This is a genomic window from Pseudomonas donghuensis, assembly GCF_000259195.1.
Lineage (GTDB): Bacteria > Pseudomonadota > Gammaproteobacteria > Pseudomonadales > Pseudomonadaceae > Aquipseudomonas > Aquipseudomonas donghuensis.
Genome location: NZ_JH650762.1, coordinates 93,774 through 115,681 on the forward strand (window position 1 = coordinate 93,774; position 21,908 = coordinate 115,681).

At 63.8% G+C, this 21,908-nt stretch carries 17 protein-coding genes and 1 pseudogene; 12 read left to right on the top strand and 6 right to left on the bottom strand.

Features of this window, described 5'->3' with window-relative positions; translation table 11 throughout:
- Positions 1-404: DUF480 domain-containing protein (locus UW3_RS29430; RefSeq protein ID WP_010222448.1), on the top strand; the 404-nt coding region annotated here is incomplete at its 5' end.
- A gap of 89 nt (positions 405-493) precedes the next feature.
- Here UW3_RS29430 and UW3_RS0110795 read toward each other — a convergent pair.
- Positions 494-1,312, bottom strand: a complete 819-nt coding sequence (locus UW3_RS0110795; protein WP_010222449.1) for a shikimate 5-dehydrogenase — start codon at positions 1,310-1,312, stop codon at positions 494-496.
- 158 nt (positions 1,313-1,470) lie between these two features.
- Between UW3_RS0110795 and UW3_RS0110800 the strand changes: the two genes are divergently transcribed.
- The 3 genes from UW3_RS0110800 (at position 1,471) to UW3_RS0110810 (ending at position 3,215) form a co-directional block, all read left to right on the top strand.
- Entirely contained in the window at positions 1,471-1,821 is a 351-nt protein-coding gene (locus UW3_RS0110800) for a hypothetical protein (RefSeq protein WP_010222450.1), read from the top strand.
- A 95-nt stretch (positions 1,822-1,916) separates the two neighbouring features.
- Complete coding sequence (locus tag UW3_RS0110805) at positions 1,917-2,099, top strand: hypothetical protein (protein WP_010222451.1); 183 nt, start codon at positions 1,917-1,919, stop codon at positions 2,097-2,099.
- 147 nt (positions 2,100-2,246) lie between these two features.
- Positions 2,247-3,215 (top strand): Gfo/Idh/MocA family protein, encoded by a 969-nt coding sequence (locus UW3_RS0110810; protein WP_010222452.1) that lies wholly within the window; start codon positions 2,247-2,249, stop codon positions 3,213-3,215.
- Positions 3,216-3,231: 16 nt separating this feature from the next.
- Here the strand turns inward: UW3_RS0110810 and UW3_RS29435 are convergent.
- Positions 3,232-3,369, bottom strand: a pseudogene (locus UW3_RS29435) (N-acetyltransferase); the annotation flags it as partial.
- A 282-nt stretch (positions 3,370-3,651) separates the two neighbouring features.
- Between UW3_RS29435 and UW3_RS0110815 the strand changes: the two are divergent.
- Positions 3,652-4,218, top strand: a complete 567-nt coding sequence (locus tag UW3_RS0110815) for a hypothetical protein (RefSeq protein WP_010222453.1) — start codon at positions 3,652-3,654, stop codon at positions 4,216-4,218.
- A gap of 15 nt (positions 4,219-4,233) precedes the next feature.
- Here UW3_RS0110815 and UW3_RS0110820 read toward each other — a convergent pair whose 3' ends face one another.
- The gene (locus tag UW3_RS0110820) at positions 4,234-4,440 is read right to left on the bottom strand and encodes a DUF6434 domain-containing protein (protein ID WP_010222454.1); all 207 of its coding nucleotides are present in this window, start codon (positions 4,438-4,440) and stop codon (positions 4,234-4,236) included.
- A gap of 405 nt (positions 4,441-4,845) precedes the next feature.
- On the opposite strand from UW3_RS0110820, the gene pbpG reads away from it, so the two are divergent.
- Positions 4,846-5,769, top strand: a complete 924-nt coding sequence (gene pbpG / locus UW3_RS0110830) for a D-alanyl-D-alanine endopeptidase (RefSeq protein WP_026001274.1) — start codon at positions 4,846-4,848, stop codon at positions 5,767-5,769.
- Between the two features lie 384 nt (positions 5,770-6,153).
- On the opposite strand, the gene UW3_RS0110835 is transcribed toward pbpG, so the two are convergent.
- On the bottom strand, positions 6,154-6,597 hold the full coding sequence (locus UW3_RS0110835) for a hypothetical protein (RefSeq protein WP_010222456.1): 444 nt from the start codon (positions 6,595-6,597) through the stop codon (positions 6,154-6,156).
- Positions 6,598-6,783: 186 nt separating this feature from the next.
- On the opposite strand from UW3_RS0110835, the gene pvdM reads away from it, so the two are divergent.
- The 6 genes from pvdM (at position 6,784) to UW3_RS0110865 (ending at position 16,094) form a co-directional block, all read left to right on the top strand.
- Complete coding sequence (gene pvdM, locus UW3_RS0110840; RefSeq protein WP_010222457.1) at positions 6,784-8,145, top strand: pyoverdine-tailoring dipeptidase-like protein PvdM; 1,362 nt, start codon at positions 6,784-6,786, stop codon at positions 8,143-8,145.
- A gap of 18 nt (positions 8,146-8,163) precedes the next feature.
- Positions 8,164-9,435, top strand: coding sequence for a pyoverdine-tailoring periplasmic protein PvdN (gene pvdN / locus UW3_RS0110845; RefSeq protein ID WP_010222458.1), 1,272 nt, complete (start codon positions 8,164-8,166; stop codon positions 9,433-9,435).
- A 27-nt stretch (positions 9,436-9,462) separates the two neighbouring features.
- A complete protein-coding gene (gene pvdO / locus UW3_RS0110850) occupies positions 9,463-10,317 on the top strand; it encodes a dihydropyoverdine dehydrogenase (protein WP_026001275.1) in 855 nt (284 codons plus the stop codon).
- A gap of 154 nt (positions 10,318-10,471) precedes the next feature.
- Complete coding sequence (locus UW3_RS0110855; RefSeq protein WP_010222460.1) at positions 10,472-11,812, top strand: lysine N(6)-hydroxylase/L-ornithine N(5)-oxygenase family protein; 1,341 nt, start codon at positions 10,472-10,474, stop codon at positions 11,810-11,812.
- A 14-nt stretch (positions 11,813-11,826) separates the two neighbouring features.
- Complete coding sequence (locus tag UW3_RS0110860; protein WP_010222461.1) at positions 11,827-13,476, top strand: cyclic peptide export ABC transporter; 1,650 nt, start codon at positions 11,827-11,829, stop codon at positions 13,474-13,476.
- Between the two features lie 122 nt (positions 13,477-13,598).
- Positions 13,599-16,094 (top strand): TonB-dependent siderophore receptor, encoded by a 2,496-nt coding sequence (locus UW3_RS0110865; protein ID WP_036995513.1) that lies wholly within the window; start codon positions 13,599-13,601, stop codon positions 16,092-16,094.
- Positions 16,095-16,178: 84 nt separating this feature from the next.
- Here the strand turns inward: UW3_RS0110865 and UW3_RS0110870 are convergent, their stop codons facing one another.
- Entirely contained in the window at positions 16,179-17,141 is a 963-nt protein-coding gene (locus tag UW3_RS0110870) for an alpha/beta hydrolase (RefSeq protein WP_010222464.1), read from the bottom strand.
- Positions 17,142-17,200: 59 nt separating this feature from the next.
- The coding region (locus UW3_RS29440) for a non-ribosomal peptide synthetase (protein ID WP_010222466.1) at positions 17,201-21,908 on the bottom strand (4,708 nt) is incomplete at its 5' end.

Here is a 21,908-nt window from a genome sequence, read left to right on the forward strand (position 1 = left end):
GCAGCCGCGCCGACCGCTGGGAGCAGCGCGTGGACAAGGCCCTGGAGCTGGTGCCGGCGCAGGTGACCCTGCTCGGGCTGATGTTCCTGCGCGGGCCGCAGACCGTTAACGAACTGCTGACCCGCAGCAACCGCATGCATGAGTTCGAAGATGCCGAGCAGGTCGTGCACCAGCTTGAACGCTTGATCGCCCGCGGTTTCGCCCTGCACTTGCCGCGCCAGGCCGGGCAGCGTGAGGACCGTTACACCCATGCGCTGGGGGATCCGGCCGAGATCGAGGCGATTCTGGCGGCGCGCCAGCAAGGGCCGGAGCGCTCGGCCGGTGGCGCGGTGTCACTGGAGCGGATCGAAGCGCTGGAAGCGCGGATTGCGGCGCTGGAAGAGCGCCTCGCGCAGTTCGAGTAACAGCATCGCGGGGCAAGCCCGCTCCCACAGGGTTGTGTACCATCAGATCCACTGTGGGAGCGGGCTTGCCCCGCGATAGGTTTTACCCTTCAGCCGCGGGCAAACGCCACCGCCCGCGCCACCTGCTCATCGGTCGGCCGCACCCCGGTGTACAGCACAAACTGCTCCAGCGCCTGCAAGGCAATGACCTCAAGCCCGGTAATCACCGGTTTGCCCAAGCGCTGGGCCTCGACGATCAATGGCGTCAACGCCGGCATCGCCACCACATCGAACACCCGCTGCGCCGCCGCAATTGCCTCGGAGGTAAATGCCAGCTGGCCAGCCTCGACACCACCGGCCATGCCAATCGGCGTGACATTCACCAGCATCGGCGGGGCCAAGGCGCCCCGCGTCGCCTGCCAGCGATAACCGCAACTGTCGGCCAACTGCCGCCCGGCCTGCTCATTGCGGGCGACGATGATGCCCTGGGTAAAGCCCGCATCACGCAAGGCACTGGCCACCGCCTTGGCCATGCCGCCGCTGCCGCGCAAGGCGAAGGCGGTAGAAGGGTCGACCTGGTGCTGCTCGAGCAATCGGCGCACGGCCAGGTAATCGGTGTTGTAGGCCTTGAGGTGACCGTCGGTGTTGACGATGGTATTGATCGACTCGATCGCCGCCGCCGACGGGTCGATTTCATCGACCAGGGCCATGCAGGCTTCCTTGTACGGCATCGATACACCGCAGCCACGAATGCCCAGGGCACGAATGCCGCCGACCGCCGCCGGCAGGTCCTGGGTGGTCATGGCCTTGTAGTAATAATCCAGCCCCAGCTGCTGATACAGATGGTTATGAAAACGCACACCAAAAGTGCCCGGACGCCCGGCCAGCGAGATGCACAGCACGGTGTTTTTGCCTGGAACAACAGCCATTGAGTTTTCCCCTTCGAGCGAGCCGGCATTATGCCCACGTTCGCCGCCGACCGCTGATCGGCGCTTACATAACCTTTACTCAAAAGCTGTGTGATTTTCGCAATTCCCGCAGTCTTATAAGTATCCCCGGCGTCGGGGTTGTTCTGTGAGGAATGGCTATGAACCGTCATGTTCCGATAATCGCCCTGCTGGTTGGTGCCCTGGCCGCCAGCGGGCAGGCAGCCGCCCATGGCGGTGGTGGTGGCCATTACCGGGTGGCGCCGCTGATTGGAGCGGCGGTGGTCGGTGCCGTGGTGGGTTCGGCGTTCTACGGCGGCCGCGACCGCACGGTCTATGTCGAACGCCAACCGGTGTACTACGGGCCGCCTCCGGTCTACATGCAGCCACCGCCACCGGTCTATTACCAGCCGTACCCGGTGGTCGAGCGCTACGTGCCGGTACCGCCGCCCTATTACCGCGAGCGTTACTATGGGCCGCCGCCGGTGTATTACGGGCCGCCGCGCTGGTGAAGAAATACCGCTGATGATCACTATCGAGCGCGTTGATTTCAACCGCTGCGCACTGGCCGTTAAGGTAGGCCCATGATTCACGGGAGGACTCCCCCATGGCCCCTATCAACATCATGTCCGTCATCGGCAGCGCTGTCCCCGCCTCGCTCAGGGAGCTGGGCCTGCTGGCCTGCTGGTATCTGGTGCGCAATGGCGAACCGATCTCCGGGCCCTTGACCTCACTGCCCGCCGCCCAGGCCCTCGCCGACCGGCTGGAAGGCCCTGGCCTGCAGGCCTGAGGGCCGCCAAGGTTTTATCGTGCGTTGCTCCGCACAGCCCCTTGCCCCGCCCTTTGGCGGGGCTTTTTATGCGCGGTCGATCCGTTTGCCGGGGATTGTTATCATCGCCCGAGGCTGAATGAACAGGCACGCAATAGGGACGTCGTCATGAAGGTAATCAACTGGGGAATGATCGGTTGCGGCAGCGTTGCCGAATGCAAGAGTGGCCCGGCCTTCTACAAGGCGCCGGGGTCGGCGCTGGTGGCGGTGATGGGCCGGCGCCCCGCCGCCGCCCAGGACTATGCCACGCGCCATGGCATCGCCAAGGTTTACAGCGATGCGGCGCAGTTGATTGCCGACCCGCAGATCGACGCGGTGTACATTGCCACCCCACCCGACAGCCACTGCGCCTACAGCCTGCAGGTCGCAGCGGCCGGCAAGCACTGCTGCGTGGAGAAACCGATGTCGCTCAATGCCGCCAGCAGCCGGCAGATGCAACAGGCCTTCGTCGACGCCGGACGGCATCTGTTCGTCTCCTATTACCGACGTTCATTGCCGCGCTTCCAGCAAGTTCGCCAATGGCTGCAAGACCAGCGCATTGGCGAGGTCCGGCACCTGAGCTGGACCCTGACCAAGCCAGCCACCGACGCCGACCGCAACGGCAGCGCCAACTGGCGCACCGATCCGCAGATTGCCGGTGGCGGTTACTTCGCCGACCTCGCCAGCCATGGCCTGGACCTGTTCCAGTACCTGCTCGGCGACATCGTCGACGTCACCGGCTGCAGCGCCCGCCAGGCCGGCCTGTATGCCGCCGAAGACGCCGTGGCCGCCAGCTGGCGTTTCGCCAATGGCGCGTTGGGCACGGGCTGCTGGAACTTCGTCGCCGACCGCCGCGAGGACCGTGTCGAGATCATCGGCAGCAAAGGCCGGATCGGCTTTTCAGTGTTCGACGAGTACCCGGTGCGCCTGGACGCCGACGAACAGCTCAGCCTGCAGATCGCCAACCCCGAGCATATCCAGTGGCATCACGTACTGGGCATGAATGCGCATATTCGCGGTACGGCCAGGCACCCGGCAGTCGCAGCACAAGCGCTGAAGACCGACTGGGTGATGGATCGGATTCTGGGCCGCCAATGATCGTTTTTCACCGGTCTCAGAGCAGCTTTCGCATGAAGTAGCGGGTATGCCCCGGCGGATAGTCGGCGAGCTCACCAAAAACCGTAAAACCGAGCGTGCGGTAAAACGCCGGCGCCTGGAAGCTGAAAGTATCCAGCCAGATACCGGTACAGCCCGCGCTGTTCAGTGGGGCTGCTGGTGAACTCGATGTTGGCGATCATGAAGAGGTCGTCCGGTTGACCAAAGAAGGTCACGACTGTAACAAATGCCCACCGAGAGAAAGAAGCTGACGGGTAGATCCAGCCCCGTCAGCTTGGCAAGCGCTGGCTGAAAGCAAACGGCTCCAGATGGGCGGCTGGGCCGGCAACTTGTTGACGCAAGCAATAATATGTATCATTTAGTTTCACATAAAGGGTGCGAGGGAGTGCATTGCCCACATAAAAATAAGGTCCAGGTAATGCTCAAAATGCTACTCGTGTATGGTCATCTGATTGCCACCTGTATTGCTCTGGGGAGGGTGTTACAGGCTGATCAAAAGCTATGGCGCTGGCGCAAGGATGTGTTGAGCCAGGTGCAACGTGAGTATCTTGAAGAGACTCAAAAAATCGTCACGCTCGCATTACTGGCACTGTGGGGAAGCGGCATGCTGCTGGTGCTCCAGGGTTACCTCTATGAGGGGAGCGCGTATCTGCTCAATCAAAAGCTCTGGGCCAAGGTGAGCGTTGTCGCGCTGCTTAGTCTCAATGGCGCTTTGTTGCACCGGATGGGTTTCCCACTGCTGCAAAAAACTCCTTTTGTCTTGCTACACAACTCTGCCCGCACTCGCCTTGCTCTTTTGGGTGCTCTCTCTATGAGCGGCTGGCTATTTGCCGCTTTCTTGGGGGTAGCTCGAGCATGGAATCACGTACTTCCTTACTTGCATGTAATGGGCGCTTTTACGCTGTTCTCGTTGGCTGCCTGTGCAGTGGCGCTGATAGCCGCCAACGCAGCAGGCAGCATGATGACAAGGTTGACGAGACCCTGAAATGTGCCCCTCAGATCAACGGTGAGTGCGAGTCCACTCATCCGCCACTTCACCCATCGTCAAGGGCTCGCCACTTTTAATCCAGGCCATGAATGCTCGATCGAACGTGAACGACGCCCCGCATTCGCCGGTGAGGAACTGCCGGACCTTCTGCGTATTGCGGTAGTTTTTATCCAGCGGGGTGGTGCGTGTAATGGGGCCAGCGTGCCAGTCGAAGATCATTTCCATTCCTTTGGTGATGTAAATCGTTAGTCACATGAGTGGCGAGCCTAGCAGTACCTGCTGTCCGGTTCATTACTGCATCCTATCGTGGCGCGCAACCCGAGGATTCACCATGGACGATCAGCATAAGAAAATCATCGGATATCGCGACCCGAGTCAGTCTGAAATCACCGGCATCCGTCTCCAGGACCTTGATCGAATTCAGCTAATGACTGATCGAAATTGAGCCAGCTGGAAAGTCAGCTAAATGGGTACAAAATGGGTACACGATTAAATCTTTTTCATGTTCCGCCCAACGGATGCAGGGCAATCGACAGGATCTGAGCCATACTCCAGAATGCAGCGGTTTTTTGGGGGAAAACCCTTGCACAGCCAACGACATAACAACTTTTAGTGAGCCTCAACGTGAAAACTTCCCTTTCGATTCTTAGCCTGCTCCTGTTGCTCACAGGTACTGCGACTGTCACGTCGACCGCTGCTGCTCAACCCCCGGCCCAGCAACAACGCGATCCGGCGAAATTGCGCCTGGCCTCTGGCAGTGCCCTGCTGATCGACCTGCAAACCAACAAGGTGCTCTACGCCAACAACCCCGACCGGGTTGTCCCCATCGCCTCGGTGACCAAGCTGATGACCGGCATGGTGGTGCTCGACGCCAAGCAGAACATGGACGAGATGCTCACGGTCACCATCGCCCAGAACAAGGAAATGAAAGGGGTGTACTCGCGGGTCAAGCTGGGCAGCCAGCTCAACCGCAAGGACATGCTGCTGATCACCCTGATGTCATCGGAAAACCGCGCCGCCTCGACCCTGGCGCACAACTACCCGGGTGGCTACAACGCGTTCATCAAGGCGATGAACGCCAAGGCCAAGGTGCTGGGCATGAGCCATACCCGCTACGTGGAACCCACTGGCCTGTCGATCAACAACGTGTCCACCGCCCGTGACCTCAGCAAGCTGCTGATGGCCGCGCGCAACTACCCGCTGCTGAGCCAGTTGAGCACTACCCGCGAGCAGACCGTGGCGTTTCGCAAGCCCAACTACACCCTGGGCTTTCGCAACACCGACCACCTGGTCAACAAGAGCAATTGGGACATCAAGCTGACCAAGACCGGCTTCACCAATGATGCCGGCCACTGCCTGGTGCTGTTGACCAAGATGGACAACCGCCCGGTGGCCATGGTGATTCTCGATGCCTTCGGCAAGTACACCCACTTTGCCGACGCCAGCCGCATGCGCCAGTGGCTGGAGACCGGCAGCACCAAGCCGGCTCCGGCGGTGGCCATGCGCTACAAGTCCGAGCGCAGCCAGGACCGTCAGTTGGCTGACTGAACAGAAAAGGGCCTGTGTATGTACAGGCCCTTTTGTGTGGTTCTTCACGGGAGCCTGGGGGCTATGATCCTTGGGTTGGTTTGGGTTGTTGAGGCTGCGAGCTTATCCATTCTATGTGGCGCCGCTGCTGGCCCCTTCCGCCTTTACGGCGGGTCCCTTTTGTTCTTGGCAAAAGGAACCAAAACCGCTCGCTCCCGCAGCGTAGGGCCGTATGCAGGAGCAAGCGGTTTTGCCTACTTCTTCCCAAGAGAAAAGTAGGCCGCCGTAAAGGCGGAAGGGGCCAGCCGCAGCACCACAACGAATGGATAAGCCCACAACCTCAACATCTCGACCCAACCCCAAAATCATCGTCCCCGGGATCGCATGAAGAACCCTTTTTATGGCTCAGGCGTTGGTACTGACCAGCGAGCCCGAACTGCTGCCACCGGCTTCGGTCAGCGCCTTGAGCAGTGCCGCCGTGGCGCTTGCGATCGCCGCCATGGTCGCGCCCACCGCCGACTGCGCGGCAGTAACGGCCGCAGCCTTGAGGGTAGGTTCCATGTCCCTGGACATGACTTCCTGCAAACGCTTCTGCTGCTCGGCCAATTGCTTTTGCAGCTTCTTGATCATCTCGCGCATTTGCTTGATGTGTGCCGGCTCTTCACCCTCGCTGGCGCTTTCCTTGGCTTCTTCGGCCTTGCCGCTATCACGCACCTTGGACATGTCAACGTTGACCGCACCCTGCGCCTCCAACCCGGCCGTTTTTTCCTGCCCGGTGATGGTGATGCCTGTGCCGATGCCGCTGTTCAAAGGGGTCCCGTTGATTGAGACGGCGCTAAAACCTGCCATGTTTCTATCATCCTGATGGTATTGGGGTTAGCCCGGCTATCGACCGTACACGCAGAAACTTGAGCCAGACCGGCGCCTGGATAAATTTGCCCAAGCGCCATTCGTCCCTCCTGATACCCGTGCTTTGCCCCCGGCACGCCAGTGCACCGGGCAAGCCGTTCCGATCAGCCCAGTGTCGAGATGGCAATGACCAAGACCAAGACCCGTTCCCGCAAAGCCCTGTACATCGGCCTGCCGCTCGCCCTGGCGGTGGCACTGGGCGCGGCCGCAGCCGGTTACCTGTACTACAAGCAGGCGGCCGGCTACCCGCGCCCGATCGTCGAGCAGGCCAATGCCCTGCATGAGCACATGCTGACGTTCGACAGCCACATCACCGTGCCGCTCAAGTTCGGTAACGAGGGTAACGAATTCGACAAGGACGGCCCCGGCCAGTTCGACCTGGTCAAGGCCGGCAAGGGCCGGCTCTCGGGCGCGGCGCTGACCATCTTTGGCTGGCCGGAGCTGTGGAACGGCCCCAATGCCCCGCATCGGCCAACCCCGGGGTTTGTCGACGAAGCGCGCAACCAGCAGGAAGTGCGCTACAAAATCATCAGCAACATGGTCCGCGACTTCCCCAATCAGGTCGGCATCGCCTATACCCCGGATGACCTGCGCCGCCTCAATGGCGAAGGCAAGTTCGCCATTTTCATCAGCATGCTCAACGCCTACCCGCTGGGCCACGACCTGTCGCAACTGGACCTGTGGGCCAAGCGCGGCATGCGCATGTTCGGCTTCAGCTATGTGGCCAACAACGACTGGGCCGACTCCTCGCGACCGCTGCCGTTTTTCAACGACACCCCCGATGCCCTGGGCGGCCTGTCCGAGCTGGGCGAACAAGCCGTCAAGCGCCTGAACGACCTGGGGGTAATCATCGATGTCTCGCAGATGTCGACCCTGGCCCTGGAAGACGTCGCCCGCCTCAGCCGCACGCCCATGGTTGCCTCGCATTCGGCGCCGCGCGCACTGGTGGACATCCCGCGCAACCTCAGCGACAAGGAAATGCAACTGATCAAGGACAGCGGCGGCGTGCTGCAGGTGGTGGCTTTCGGCACCTACCTCAAGCCCCTGAGCAAGCCGAGCCTGGACAAACTCGAAACCCTGCGCGCGCGCTTTGGCCTGCAACCGCTGCAAGGGCTGGCCAATGCCCTGATGCCCGGCGATGCGGTTATCGCCATCTGGCCGCAAGCACGCTTTGGCGAGTACGCCGGCAGCTTGTACGACATTGTCGAGCAGGAACCCAAGGCCACCCTCAAGGACTACGGCGACGCCATCGACTACGCGGTGAAGAAGATGGGCATCGACCATGTCGGTATCAGTTCCGACTTCAACGACGGTGGCGGCCTGGAGGGCTGGAAGGATGTCAGCGAGATCCGCAACGTGACGGCCGAGCTACTCAGCCGCGGTTACTCCGAAGCCGACATCGCCAAGCTCTGGAGCGGCAATTTCCTGCGGGTCTGGGACCAGGTGCAACGAGCCGCCCGCCCCATTGCCAGTACCTCTACTCCTTGAATCCAGGCAGCTTTAGACATGACTGACCGTCGCACCTTTCTCAAGCAGGCCGGCCTGCTCGCCGCCAGCCTGCCGCTGTTGCCCCAGGCCCTGGCAGCCGCGCCGGCGCCACTGAGCGGCAAGGACAAATGGCACAACCTGCGCCAACTGTTTCCCCTGGACCCGGCCTATGCGCACTTCGCCAACTTTCTGGTCACCGCCCACCCGCGCCCGGTGCAGGAGGCCATCGACTACTACCGCGCCGAGATCGACCGCAACCCGGCGCACTGGGTTGACTGGGAAACCCAGATCGAATGGCAGCGCGAAGGTGAGGTGCGCGACTGGGCAGCCCGTTACCTGGCGGTACGCCCGCGGCAGATCGCCCTGACCGGCAGCACCACCGAAGGCCTGGGAATGATCTATGGCCGCCTCAAAGTCGCCCCCGGCCAGGAAATTCTCACCACCGAGCACGAACACTATGCGACCCGCAAAGCCCTGGCGTTCCGCCAGCGTCATGAGGGCACCCAGGTGCGCAAGCTGCGGCTGTTCCAGCAGCCACGGGAGATTTCCACCGACCAGGTGCTGAGCACCCTCGACCAGGCCATCAACGCCAACACCCGGGTGCTGGGCATGACCTGGGTGCACTCCGGCAGCGGGGTGAAATTGCCCATTGGCCAGATCGGCGAACTGGTGCGCCAGCACAATCGCGACCGTGACGAAGACCGGCGCATTCTCTACGTGGTGGACGGCGTGCACGGCTTCGGCGTGGAGGACGCCAACTTTGCCGATTTCAACTGCGACTATTTCATTTCCGGCACCCACAAGTGGATGTTTGGCCCGCGCGGCACCGGGATCATCTGCGCCGCCTCCGAGCAGATGAGCAACCTGGTGCCAACCTTTGCCACGTTCTCCGAGGATGAGGACTTTGCCACCATCATGACCCCGGGCGGCTACCACGCCTTCGAGCACCGCTGGGCACTGGGCAAGGCCTTCGAACTGCACCTGCAACTGGGCAAGGCCGAGGTTCAGGCGCGTATCCACCAGCTCAACGATTACCTCAAGCAGCGCCTGCTCGAACACAAGGCCATCGAGCTGGTGACCCCGCTCAGCCGCGAACACTCGGCCGGCTTCACCTTCATTCGGGTCAAGGGCCAGGACCCCGACGCCCTGGCCAATTACCTCACCAGCAACCGCATCGTCGTCGACGCCGTCGACCGCGACGCCGGCCCAGTGCTGCGCATGGCCCCGGGGCTGCTCAACAACGAGCAGGAAATCGACCGGGCCATGGCCCTCCTGATCAAGAAACTCTGAAAAGGCTCGCTCATGTCCGCACCCTTGATGTACCGCCTCTCCCTGGCCGCCCTGCTCACCGCACTTGGTTTGTCGAGTGCCCAGGCCGCCAACGCCCAGACACCGGGTACGGTGTTTCGCGATTGCAAGGCAGCCTGCCCGGAAATGGTCGTGCTACCCGCCGGCAGTTATCAGATGGGCACCCCCGATGACGAAGTCGGGCGCCAGCCCGATGAAGGCCCGCTGCACACCGTGACGTTCGCCAAACCCTTCGCCATCAGCCGCTTTCAGGTGACCGCTGGCGAGTGGGACGCCTACCTGCGTGAGTCCGGCGTGGTGATTGCCGACGGCGACACCCGCCCCGGCCGCGAATGCAAGGCGAGCAAACCGCGCTATGAACAAAAGCCACGCCAGCCGGCGGTGTGCATGAGCTACCACGATGTCCAGGCCTACACTGAGTGGCTGTCGAAAAAGACCGGCAAGCACTACCGCATGGTCAGCGAGGCCGAGCGCGAATACGCCGCCCGCGCCGGCAGCAGCGGGCCGTTCCCCTTTGCCATGGACCCTGGCGCCGACTATCAGATCACCCGCAACGCCAACACCTACGGCCCGCGTGACGGCTTCAGCTTCAGCTCGCCGGTGGGCAGCTACCCGGCCAACGCCTTTGGCGTCTACGACATGCACGGCAATGTCTACGAGTGGGTTGCCGACTGCTGGCACGAAAACTATGTCGGCGCCCCCAGCGACGGCAGCGCCTGGGTGGAACCTGGCTGCACCACCCGCCACATTCGCGGTAACGACTGGGGCGAGGCACCGATCTTTTCCCGCTCCGGCAATCGCAATGATCGCCCGGCCGATATCCGCGGCGACTGGCTTGGCCTGCGCGTAGCCCGCGAACTCTGATGCCTGGCGCATGGCCCGGAAGCCACCGGGCCGCGCGCTAAATTCCCCGTCTATCCACTCGTTTCAAACGGTAGATCCCCCGCTGCCATCGACCGCAGCGGGGCCTGCTTGCCATCGCACCCGCCCCGAGTTTCTCCTTCAAGGAATCGACGACATGAGCCAGACGACTTCGCACGATACCCTCCACGATCTGATCAGCGTGGGCTTCGGCCCTTCCAACCTGGCCCTGGCCATTGCCCTGCAGGAGCGCGCGCAAAGCAGCGGCCAGGCACTCAAGGCACTGTTTATCGACAAGCAGCAGGACTACCGCTGGCACGGCAACACCCTGGCCACCCAGAGCGAGCTGCAGATTTCCTTCCTCAAGGACCTGGTCTCGCTGCGCAACCCCACCAGCCCCTACAGCTTCGTCAACTACCTGCACAAGCAAGGGCGCCTGGTCGACTTCATCAACCTGGGCACCTTCTATCCCTGCCGCCTGGAGTTCAACGACTACCTGCGCTGGGTTGCCGAGCACTTTGCCGACCAGGCCGTCTACGGTGAAGAAGTGGTGCGCATCGAGCCGCACTTCAACGGCGACGCCATCGACCTGCTCAAGCTGGTCTCGCGTGACAGCCAGGGCCGCGAGCACAGCCGCCTGACCCGCTCGGTGGTGGTCGGCAGCGGTGGCTCGCCACGTATTCCCAAGCTTTTCGCACCGTTCAAGCAAGACCCGCGGGTGTTCCACCACTCCCAGTACCTGGCGGCGCTCGAGCAGCTGCCGTGCGCCCAGGGCCAGGCCATGCGCATCGCCATCATCGGCTCCGGGCAAAGCGCGGCCGAGGCCTTCATCGACCTCAACGACAGCTTCCCGTCGGTGAAGGTCGACATGATCCTGCGCTCCTCGGCCCTCAAGCCTGCCGATGACAGCCCGTTCGTCAACGAGATCTTCGCCCCGGCCTACACGGACCTTGTGTTCGAGCAACAACCCCAGGACCGCGAAAAACTCATCGAGCAATACCACAACACCAACTACTCGGTGGTTGACGTCGACCTGATCGAGCGCATCTACGGCATCCTCTACCGGCAGAAAGTCGCGCACCAGTTCCGCCACTCGGTACTCTGCCGCCGTGAAGTGGAAGCGGTCTCGGCCACCGACCAGGGCATCGAACTGACCCTGCGCGATCACGCCACCGGCAAGGATCAGACCCACCGGTATGACGCGGTGATTCTGGCCACCGGCTACGAGCGCCGCTCGCACCGCGAGCTGCTGGCGCCGCTGCAGGAGTACCTGCAGGACTTCCAGGTCGATCGCCATTACCGCGCCCTGAGCGATCCACGCCTGAAAGCGGGCATCTACCTGCAAGGTTTCTGTGAGGCCTCCCACGGCCTGAGCGATACCCTGCTGTCAGTGCTGCCGGCGCGCGCCGACGAGATCAGCCAGTCGCTGTACCACGCGCTGGACACGCCGCGCACCCTGCGCGAGAGCCCGCTGGCCGCCGACCTCATCAACGCCTGAAGCGAGAGACGTCAATGACCCGTCCATCCCGCAGCGCCGTTCGCGACCTGTTCGGCCTGCTCAAACCGTTCTGGCCGCTGGTGGCGATGTCCATCGCCCTGGGCATGGTCGGCGGCATCAGCGTCACCACGCTGCTGGCGACCATCAACAGCGCCCTGCACAGCGACAGCGGCCTGACCCAGGGCGTTGTCCTGGGTTTTGCCGGGTTGTGCCTGCTGGCGCTGCTCAGCACCATCTGCTCCGACATCGGCACCAACCACGTCGGCCAGCACATCATCGCCAAACTGCGCAAGACACTGGGCGAGAAGGTGCTCGCCGCGCCCATCGACCAGATCGAGCGATACCGCAGCCACCGCTTGATTCCGGTGCTCACCCATGACGTCGACACCATCAGCGATTTCGCCTTCGCCTTTGCCCCGCTGGCGATTTCCCTGACCGTGGTGCTCGGCTGCCTGGGCTACCTGGCGATGCTGTCGTGGCCGATGTTCCTGCTGATCCTGCTGGCCATTGCCCTGGGCACCGCCGTGCAATTCATCGCCCGCGCACGCGGCCTGAAAGGCTTTGAAGCGGCGCGTGAAGCCGAGGACGAACTGCAAAAGCACTACCACGCCATCGCCGAAGGGGCCAAGGAACTGCGCATCCACCGCCCACGGCGCCAGCGCATGTTCGTCCAGGGCATCCAGGGCACCGCCGAACGGATCTGCGCCACGCAGATCCGCTCGATCAACACCTTCGTGATCGCCAAGAGCTTCGGCTCGATGCTGTTCTTCGTGGTCATCGGCCTGGCCCTGGCCATGCAGTCGTTATGGCCGAGCGACAACAAGGCGGCGATGAGCGGCTTCGTGCTGGTGCTGCTGTACATGAAAGGCCCGCTCGATCACCTGGTCAGCACCTTGCCGATCGTCAGCCGCGCGCAGATTGCGTTTCGGCGCATCGCCGAACTGTCGCAGCAGTTCTCCTCACCCGAGGCTCACCTGCTGCTCAGCGACAACGGCGCGCCAGCGCCTGCGGTAAACAGCCTGGAACTGACCGATGTGACCTACACCTTCCCCCGCGTGGAGGGCTTCGAGCCGTTCCGGCTGGGGCCGGTGAACCTGCGCATCGAACAGGGCGAGATCATTTTCATCGTCGGTGAAAACGGCTGCGGCAAGACCACCCTGATCAAGTTGCTGCTGGGCCTGTACGCGCCACAAGGTGGCAGCATCGTGCTCAACGGCACGCCGGTGGTGGCCGAAACCCGCGACGATTATCGGCAGTTGTTCACCACCATCTTTGCCGACTACTACCTGTTCGACGATGTGGTCCAGGGTGACACGCAGATTCCCGCTGACGCCGACCGCTACCTGCGGCGCCTGGAAATCGACCACAAAGTCAGTGTCCGCGACGGGGTGTTCAGCACCACCGACCTGTCGACCGGGCAACGCAAACGCCTGGCCCTGCTCAATGCCTGGCTCGAAGAACGCCCGGTACTGGTGTTCGACGAGTGGGCCGCCGACCAGGACCCGACCTTCCGGCGGATCTTCTACACCGAATTGCTCCCGGACCTCAAACGCCTGGGCAAGACCATCATTGTCATCTCCCACGACGATCGCTACTTCAACGTCGCCGACCAGCTGGTGCGCATGAACGCCGGCAGCGTCGTCAGCGAACCGCAACTGGCCTGATCCCTTCGCACTGAAAAAGCCCGCGGCCGAAAATAATTTTCCGGTTTGCGGGCCTACGAACGTCTCATCCCCAGTAATAGAAATCATTATCAATCAAGTAGCCACCCTGCCAAGAGCACACCATGCCAGCACACGCCCTTTCACCTCTAGCCAAAGCGCTGATGATGCGCCGGCTGCTCAAACCGCGCATTGTTTCCACCACCCTCGGCCTGGCACTGGCCCTGCCGCTGGCTGCCCAGGTGCAGGCACGGGAAGTGGCCTTCGACATTCCGGCGCAACCGCTGTCCAGCGCCTTGCAGAGCTTCGGCCAGCAGGCCAACGTGCAGCTGTTGTTCAGCCCTGACGATGTGATGAACCTGCGTGGTGCGCCGGTGCAAGGGCGCCTGCAGCCGGAAGCGGCGATTGGTATCCTGCTCGGCGGCACCAACCTCAACTACAGCCTGCAGGGCGATACCCTGACCGTCACCGGCCGCGGCTCGTCGAGCTCGGTCGAACTGGGGGCGACGACCATTGGTGCCACCGGGCTGGGGAGCACCACTGAAGGCACAGGTTCCTACACCACTGGCTCGACCAACACCGCCACCAAGCTCAACCTGAGCCTGCGCGAAACGCCGCAGTCGGTCAGCGTCATGACCCGCCAGCGCATCGACGACCAGAACCTGCGCAGCATCGGCCAGGTGCTGGAACAGACGGCCGGCATCAACGTACAGAGCCCGGGCAGTGACCGCTTGTATGTGTACTCGCGCGGCCTGGCCATCGACAACTACCAGTACGACGGCCTGCCCACCACTTCCTTCGCCTTCAGCCAGGCCCTGCCCCAGGCGCTGTCGGACATGGCCATCTATGACCGGATTGAAGTGGTTCGCGGCGCCACCGGCCTGATGTCCGGTGCCGGTGACCCGTCCGGGACCATCAACCTGGTGCGCAAGCGCCCCACCGACACCTTCAAGGGTTACGTCAGCGGCGGCCTCGGCTCCTGGGACCTGTACCGCAGTGAAGTGGACGTCTCCGGCCCGCTGACCGAAAACGGCAAGCTGCGCGGCCGCGCGGTGGCCGCCTACCAGCAAGGCAACAGCTTTACCGACCACCTGCAGCAGGAAAAGACCATCCTCTACGGGATCGTCGAGGCCGACCTGACCGACAGCACCCTGCTCACCGTCGGCGTCGATTACCTCAACAGCGACCCGCGCGGCTTCTCCACCACTGGCCTGCCAATCGTCGACAACAAGGGCAACCGCGTGCACATGCAGCGCTCGGCCAACGGTGCCAGCCGCAACAGCACCAACCGCCAGGAGACAGTCAACGCCTTCGCCTCGATCGAACAGAAACTGGCCCACGACTGGACCCTCAAGGTCGCCGCCAACTCGCTGTACGGCACCCGCGACTACAACTCGATCATCGTCGGCACCTCCACCGGCTTCGTCAATGCCGACACCGGCAAAGACCTGAAATACACCGCCACCAAGGGCGACAACACCCAGGAACAGCGCGGCCTCGATATCATGCTGTCCGGCCCCTTCGCGCTGGGCGGGCGCACCCACGAGCTGGTGGTCGGCTTCAACTACCAGGACTACGAAAACCGCCGCAACGGTTTCGGCCACCCGACCGCCGATGGCGGCAGCGACAACGGCGTCAGCGGCAAGCCGGTGAACATCTGGACCTGGGACAACTATGCGCCCAACCCGACCTACACCATGAACCGCGAAGACGACAACCTCAAGCAGCGGCAGAACGGCGCCTACCTGGCCACCCGCCTCAAGCCCACCGACGACCTCTCGGTGATCCTCGGCGCGCGGGTCAGCAACTACAAGTACGACGCCATGCTGCACTACAACGTCCCGAAAATGGTGCGCAACAATACCGATGACTCGGTCAAGGTCAGCGGCGAAGTCACCCCGTATGCCGGCGTGGTCTACGACCTCAGCGACATCCACTCGGTGTATGCCAGCTACACCAGCATTTTCAAGCCGCAGCCCTACCGCTCCCGCGACGGCAAGTTGCTCGACCCACGTGAAGGCGACAACTACGAGATCGGCCTGAAAAGCGAATACTTCGGCGGCCGCCTGAACACCGCGCTGGCCCTGTTCGAGGTCAAGCTGGACAACGATGCGATCCCAGACGGCACCCTGCCCAGCAACGACCTGATCACCGCCTACAAGGCGGAAAAAACCAAGACCAAGGGCATCGACCTGGAAGTCAACGGCGAGATCATGCCGGACTGGAACATCGCCGCCAGCTATACCCATGCGGTGGTCAAGGACCATGACGGCGAGCGGGTCAAGACCATCGTCCCGACCGACCTGTTCAAACTCTGGACCACCTACCGCTTGCCCGGCGAGCTGGATCGCCTGACCGTCGGCGGTGGCATGAACTGGCAGAGCGGCATTCACTTCACTGTCGACTCCTGGCAACTGAGTGCGCCGGCCAAGGCCAAGCAAGGCGACTACGCGACCTTCAACCTGATGGCCCGCTACCAGCTGACGCCCAAGTGGTCGACCACCGCCACCGTCAACAACCTGTTCGACAAGAAGTACATCAGCTCCCTGGATGACAACTTCTACAGCGGCTCCTATGGTGAACCGCGCAGCTTCCTGGTGAGCACCAAGTACGAGTTCTGATCGTCCTGCACACAAACGCCGCCCCGGCAAAGGCCAGGCTCCTGGGAGCGACCTTTGCCGGGGCGGCGTTTTGCTGTTCGGGCCTCAGCGTTCGAGCACCTGGCCAAGCCAGGCCGATGCCTGTGCGTAGACCTGCTCCACCTGAGCGACGATGCCGCCCATGCGCAAGAAGTCATGGGACAGACCGGTTTCGACACTCAAGGTCACCTCGGTACCCGCCGCCTGCAACCACTGGGCATAGGCCAGGCCTTCATCATGCAGCGGGTCGTAGCCGGCCAGCGCCACGTAGGCCGGCACCTGGGCAATGGCGCTGCCGAGCAGCGGCGAGGCGCGCCAGTCGAGACGGTCGGCTGGCGTGCGCGCGTAGTGCTGGTAAAACCACTCCAGGGTGGCCGACTCCAGCAGGTAGCCTTCGGCATAACGCTGATGGGAGGCCCGCAGCTGGCTGATGTCGGTCACCGGATAGAACAGTAACTGCGCCACCGGCCGCAGTGCCGCTGGCAACGCCCCGGACGCGGCCATCGCCGCCAGCACCGTGGCCAGCGTCGCCCCGGCGCTGTCACCGGCCAGCACCACTTTACTGCTGTCCAGGTGCAGGGCGCCGGCCTGCTCGACGAGCGCTGCCAGGCTGTCGGCGGCATCCTCCACGGCAGTCGGGAAGCGGTGTTCCGGCGCCAGCCGGTAGGCCGGGGCCAACACCGCGAACTCACCGCTGAGCGCCAGGCGGCGGCACACCGAATCATGGGAATCGAGGCTGCCGACCACATAGCCACCGCCATGAAAATAGAGCATCACCGGCAAGGCTTTAGCGGCGCTGGCGCTGCGGCGATAGAGCCGCGCGGCAATCTCGCTACCGTCGCGGGTCGGCAACTGCAGGGCGCTGACCTGCAGCTCGCCCGGCGGGTTGGGGTCAAGGATCTGCGAAGTGGCCTCGAAATCGGCACGCGCCTTGGCCAGCGGCAACGCGTGCAGAGGCTGGCTTTTGCCGGTCAGGCGACCGAACTCGGCAAGCTCCAGAAAGGCAGAAAGATCAGGGTGCAAGGACATGGAAGCATCCAGACAGAATAATAGGAAAAAAGGCGGGGCCGGACGGCCCCACCCCGGGTTCAATCGACCAGCGTTTCGGCCCGCAACACGTGCCGCTGCAGCTGGGCAAGCAGCTCGCTGTTGGCCAGGATGTCGTAGTGACCGGCGTCGATACGCTGCCCTGCGGCCTGCACGTGCAGGCTCGCTTCATAGGCCTCGAGCAGCTCAACCGGCAGTTCAGCGCGCCACCACACCTGTGCCGTGCAGTCGCTGCGCGGCAATGGCTGCACTTGCCTGGACAGGGCCTTCAGGCGCAAGCCCACCTGGAAGGCATGGGCCAGTTCATCGGCTTCGAAGCGGCTGGCCTGGGCCGGCGTAGCCGGCTGCAGCGCGGCCAACAAGGCGCTGAGCTGCGCCAGGTCAGGCTCGTCACTCGGCAGTTGGCCAGGTTCGACCCGCAGATTGGCGGTCTGGGCCAGAAACGCCGGCAGGTCGTCACGCCAGTCATCCGCGTGCGCCAACGGATCGCGCCGTGGGATAAAACTGTCGACCAGGCCCAGGAAGCTCACCGTCTGCCCTTGTTTTTCCAGCTCTGCGGCGACCAGCACCGCCAGGGTGCCACCCAGCGACCAGCCCAACAGACGGTACGGACCTTGTGCCTGTTTCTGGCGAATGTACTGGGCGTAATCGATGGCCATCGACTCCAGCGAGTCATCCTCCCAGTCACGGTCCAGGAGCATTCGGCATTGCAGGCCATACACCCTGCACTGCCCTTGCAGGCGCCGCGCCAACGGTTCGTAGTCGAACACCGTGCCGAAGCCTGCGTGCAGGCAGAACAGCGCCGGGCCTGGCTGCGTGGCGCCATTGAGCGCCAGCACCGGGTCAAGCTCGCCTGCCTGCTCCTCATAACCCGACAACTGAGCGATGGTTGGCTTGGCCAGCATGTCGCGCAGCTTCAGTTCAAAGCCGGCCGGTGCTTGCTGGCGCACCTTGCTCAACACCTTGAGGGTGCGCAGCGAATCGCCGCCGAGCTCGAAGAAGTTGTCCGTGGCACCGACCTGTTCAAGCTCCAGCACCTCCTCCCAGATAGCCGCCAGCAGGCGTTCCAGGGCGTTGCGCGGGGCGACATACGCCTTGCCCTTGAAGTCCGGGTCGGGCAAGGCCAGGCGATCGAGCTTGCCACTGGGGTTGAGCGGCATGGCCTGAAGTTCAAGGATCTGCGCGGGCACCATGTAATCGGGCAGTTCGCCCTGCAGGGCACTGCGCAACTGCTCGACCTGCAGCCCCTGCGCCGTGGCCACCACATAAGCGATCAGGCGTTTGCCCGCCTCGCTGTCGCGGGCCACCACCACGGCCTCGCGCACCCCGGCCTGAGCGCGCAGACGGGCTTCGATTTCACCCAGCTCGATGCGAAAGCCGCGAATCTTCACCTGATGATCCAGGCGTCCCAGGTAGTCGATCACCCCGTCGGCGCGGCGGCGTACCAGGTCACCGGAGCGGTACAGGCGCCCGCCGGCCTCGAACGGGCTGGCAATGAAGCGCTCGGCGGTCAGCCCCGGGCGCTGGTGATAGCCGCGCGCCAAGCCTTCGCCGCCGATGTACAACTCGCCGGCGACGCCGTCGGGCAAGGGGTTGAGCTGGGCATCGAGGACATACAGGCTGCGGTTGCCGACACGCTCGCCGATCGGCGCATAGGCCGCTTCGCAGCGGGCCCCGGCGGCGGCGCGCCAAAGCATCGGGGTGACCACGGTTTCGGTCGGGCCATAGCCGTTGGTGATCATCCGCGGGCGCAGGGTGCGCTGGACCAGGTCGAAGTTGGCCTCGGCGACGGCATCGCCGCCAAAGCAGTAGATGTCCACCGGCGGCGGATTGTCCTGGCCCTGGCCATACTCGGCGATCTGCTTGAGGTAGGCCGGCGGGAAGCAGGCAATGCTGATGCCTTGCTCATGCAGCACCGCCCAGGTTTCTTCGGCGGTCCACAGGCTGTCGTCACGCAGTACCAGGCAACCGCCGGCCAACAGCGTCGACCACCAGCGCTCCTGGGCACCGTCGAAAGCGAACGACATGAACAGCAATTCGCGGGTTGCCGGGGTCATCTGGTACAGCGCGCCGATCGCCTGGCAATGCATGGCCAGCGGCCCGCGCGCCACGGCAACGCCCTTGGGCTTGCCGGTGGACCCGGAGGTGTAGATCAGGTACGCCAGATGCTCTGCCTCGATGTGCACCGGCGGCGCTGTTTGCGGGTACTGATCCAGCGCCAGGGTGTCGAGGCTCAGCACCTGCGCCTGCGTGGTCTGCGGCAGGCGCGCCAGCACCCGGCTATGGGTCAGCAGTACCTTCATGGCCGAGTCTTCGACGATCCATTGCAGGCGCTCCTGCGGGTAGTCGATATCCAGCGGTACGTAGGCGGCGCCGGTCTTGTGCACGGCGTACAGGGCCACGATCATCTGCACCGAACGGTTCAACGCAACCCCTACCCGCACCTCCGGCCCTACGCCCTGGGCACGCAGGCAGTGCGCCAGGGCATTGGCCTGCGCTTCGAGTTCGGCGTAACTCAAGTGCTGCCCGGCGCAGACCACCGCCAGCGCATCGCCCTGGCTTGCGGCATGGGCCTGGACCCGCTCGAGCAGGCTCGGCGCCTGGGGCTCTGCTGGCAGCACCGGGTTGGCCGCGGCCAACGCCTGCAGGCCGCCGGCATCGAGCATGGCCAGGCTGCCGAGGGTCGCCTGCGGCTGCTCCAGCAAGGCTTGCAACAGCGTCTCGAAACCGGCGCGGATCTGCACCACGCTGTCGGCACTGAAGCGGTTGCGCAGGTAGAGGAACTCGATGCTCAGGGTTTCGCCCAGATTGACCGCCAGGTCCATCGGGTAGTTGGTGACATCGCGACCGCTGGTGGCGCCAAACTGCAACGAGCCCTGGCCGACCTCCCGCAGGCGCTCGTCGACCGGGTAGTTCTCGAACACGATGATGCTGTCGAACAGGCTGCGGCCACTGTGCCCGGCCCAGCGCTGGATGTCGGCAAGCGATGCATGCTCATGGTCGCGCACGTCCAGGTTGTAGGCCTGCAGTTGCTCCAGCCAGTCGCCGACGCGCTGGTCTGGCCGCGGGCTTTGCAGGATCGGCAAGGTGTTGATGAACAGCCCGAGCATCTCGCCGGCCTGAGGCAGGCTGGCCGGGCGCCCGGCCACCGTCGCGCCGAAACAGACGCTCTGCTGGCCGGTGTAGCGCTGCAACAGCAGCAACCAGGCGGCCTGCACCAGGGTGTTGGCGGTGACCCGCAACTGCTGGGCGGCGTTGCGCAACTGGCGGGTGCGGGCAGCATCCCAATCCAGGTAGAGCGCATCGTGGCCGTGCAACTGGGCCGCAGGGCGCGGCCAGGTGCAGGCCGCAAGCTCGGTGACCTCGCCCAGGTCGCGCAACTGCTGGCGCCAGAACTGCTCCAGGGCTTGTTGGTCATCCTGTTGCTGCAGCCAGGCAATGTAGTCGCCGTAGCGCCCTTGCACTTGCACCGGGCGCCCATGGTAGGCCTGGAACACCTCTGCGAGCAGGCGTGAGCTGCTCCAGCCGTCCATGAGAATGTGGTGACGGGTCCAGATCAGGTGGCAACGCTGATCGTCAAGGCGCACCAGGGTGACCCGCATCAGCGGCGCGCGCAGCAGGTCGAAGCCCTCGCGGCAATCGGCTTGCACCAGCATCTCGATGGCGTCGCTGGCTACCGCCTGGCCACGCCAGTCGAGCACACGCACCACGGACGGCGCCTGCTTGCTCACCACCTGCAGCGGTTGGGCCAGGTGGCTGGCGTTCCAGAACCCGCTACGCAACACGTCGTGGTTGGCCACTGCCAGGTCCCAGGCCGCAACGAAGCGCTCAAGCTCAAGCCCCTGCACCGCGACGCTGGTCTGGTTGATGTACAAGCCGGCCTCGTCGGCTTCCAGGGAGTGGAACAGCATGCCCTGTTGCATCGGCGACAACGGGTAGATATCGGCCACCTCGCGCGCCGGCACCGGCAGGCCGTCGAGCTGGGCCTGGGTCAGCCCGGCCAGGGGGAAGTCCGCCGGGGTCAGGCCGCCGCTGGCCGCATGGCAACAGTGCTCGATCAGCGCCTGCAGTTCGCTGGCATAGTCGGCGGCCAAGCCCTCGACGACCTGGCTGTCGAACATCTGCGGGCTGAAAATCCAGCCGATGCTCAACCGCCCTTGGTACACCTGGCCATTGAGGGTCAGCCAGTTGCCCAGCTCGGCCAGCTCGGCGCGCTCGCTGCCCGAGGCTTCACGGGCCACGGTAAACAGCGCATCGTCGCTCTGGCCGTCGAAGCTGTTGTCGAACTGTCCCAGGTAGTTGAAGGTGATGCGCGGCAACGGCCGCTGGCCCAGCGCCTGGCGCGCCGTGCTATCGCCCAGGTAACGCAGCAGGCCATAGCCGAGGCCGTTATCGGGCACTGCCCGGATCTGCTCCTTGATTGCCTTGATCGCCTCGGCCAGGCCAGGCGCCGGCGTCAGCGCCAGTGGGTACTTGCTGGTGAACCAGCCGACACTGCGGGTCAGGTCGAGATCGGCAAACAGCTCTTCGCGGCCATGGCCTTCCAGCACCACCTGGGTACTCGGCTGCCCGCTCCAGCGGCAGATCACCCGGGCCAGGGCAGTCAGCAGCAGCTCGTTGATGCGCGTGCGGTACGCGGCGGGCGCCTGTTGCAACAAGCGCTGGGTGGTGGCGTTGTCCAGACGGCTGTAGACGGTCCGGGCATCACGTTGCAACAACGGGCAACTGGCATCGCGTACCGGCAGGGCG

Excerpts from the sequence above, each read along its gene's own strand:
- UW3_RS0110815 (WP_010222453.1), top strand. The coding sequence starts at position 3,652 with ATGCTCAAAATGCTACTCGTGTATGGTCATCTGATTGCCACCTGTATT.
- UW3_RS0110865 (WP_036995513.1), top strand. The coding sequence starts at position 13,599 with ATGCCAGCACACGCCCTTTCACCTCTAGCCAAAGCGCTGATGATGCGC.
- UW3_RS0110820 (WP_010222454.1), bottom strand. The coding sequence starts at position 4,440 with ATGATCTTCGACTGGCACGCTGGCCCCATTACACGCACCACCCCGCTG.
- UW3_RS0110810 (WP_010222452.1), top strand. The coding sequence starts at position 2,247 with ATGAAGGTAATCAACTGGGGAATGATCGGTTGCGGCAGCGTTGCCGAA.
- UW3_RS0110805 (WP_010222451.1), top strand. The coding sequence starts at position 1,917 with ATGGCCCCTATCAACATCATGTCCGTCATCGGCAGCGCTGTCCCCGCC.
- pvdN (WP_010222458.1), top strand. The coding sequence starts at position 8,164 with ATGACTGACCGTCGCACCTTTCTCAAGCAGGCCGGCCTGCTCGCCGCC.
- UW3_RS0110855 (WP_010222460.1), top strand. The coding sequence starts at position 10,472 with ATGAGCCAGACGACTTCGCACGATACCCTCCACGATCTGATCAGCGTG.
- pvdO (WP_026001275.1), top strand. The coding sequence starts at position 9,463 with ATGTACCGCCTCTCCCTGGCCGCCCTGCTCACCGCACTTGGTTTGTCG.
- UW3_RS0110795 (WP_010222449.1), bottom strand. The coding sequence starts at position 1,312 with ATGGCTGTTGTTCCAGGCAAAAACACCGTGCTGTGCATCTCGCTGGCC.
- UW3_RS0110835 (WP_010222456.1), bottom strand. The coding sequence starts at position 6,597 with ATGGCAGGTTTTAGCGCCGTCTCAATCAACGGGACCCCTTTGAACAGC.
- pvdM (WP_010222457.1), top strand. The coding sequence starts at position 6,784 with ATGACCAAGACCAAGACCCGTTCCCGCAAAGCCCTGTACATCGGCCTG.
- UW3_RS0110800 (WP_010222450.1), top strand. The coding sequence starts at position 1,471 with ATGAACCGTCATGTTCCGATAATCGCCCTGCTGGTTGGTGCCCTGGCC.
- UW3_RS0110860 (WP_010222461.1), top strand. The coding sequence starts at position 11,827 with ATGACCCGTCCATCCCGCAGCGCCGTTCGCGACCTGTTCGGCCTGCTC.
- UW3_RS0110870 (WP_010222464.1), bottom strand. The coding sequence starts at position 17,141 with ATGTCCTTGCACCCTGATCTTTCTGCCTTTCTGGAGCTTGCCGAGTTC.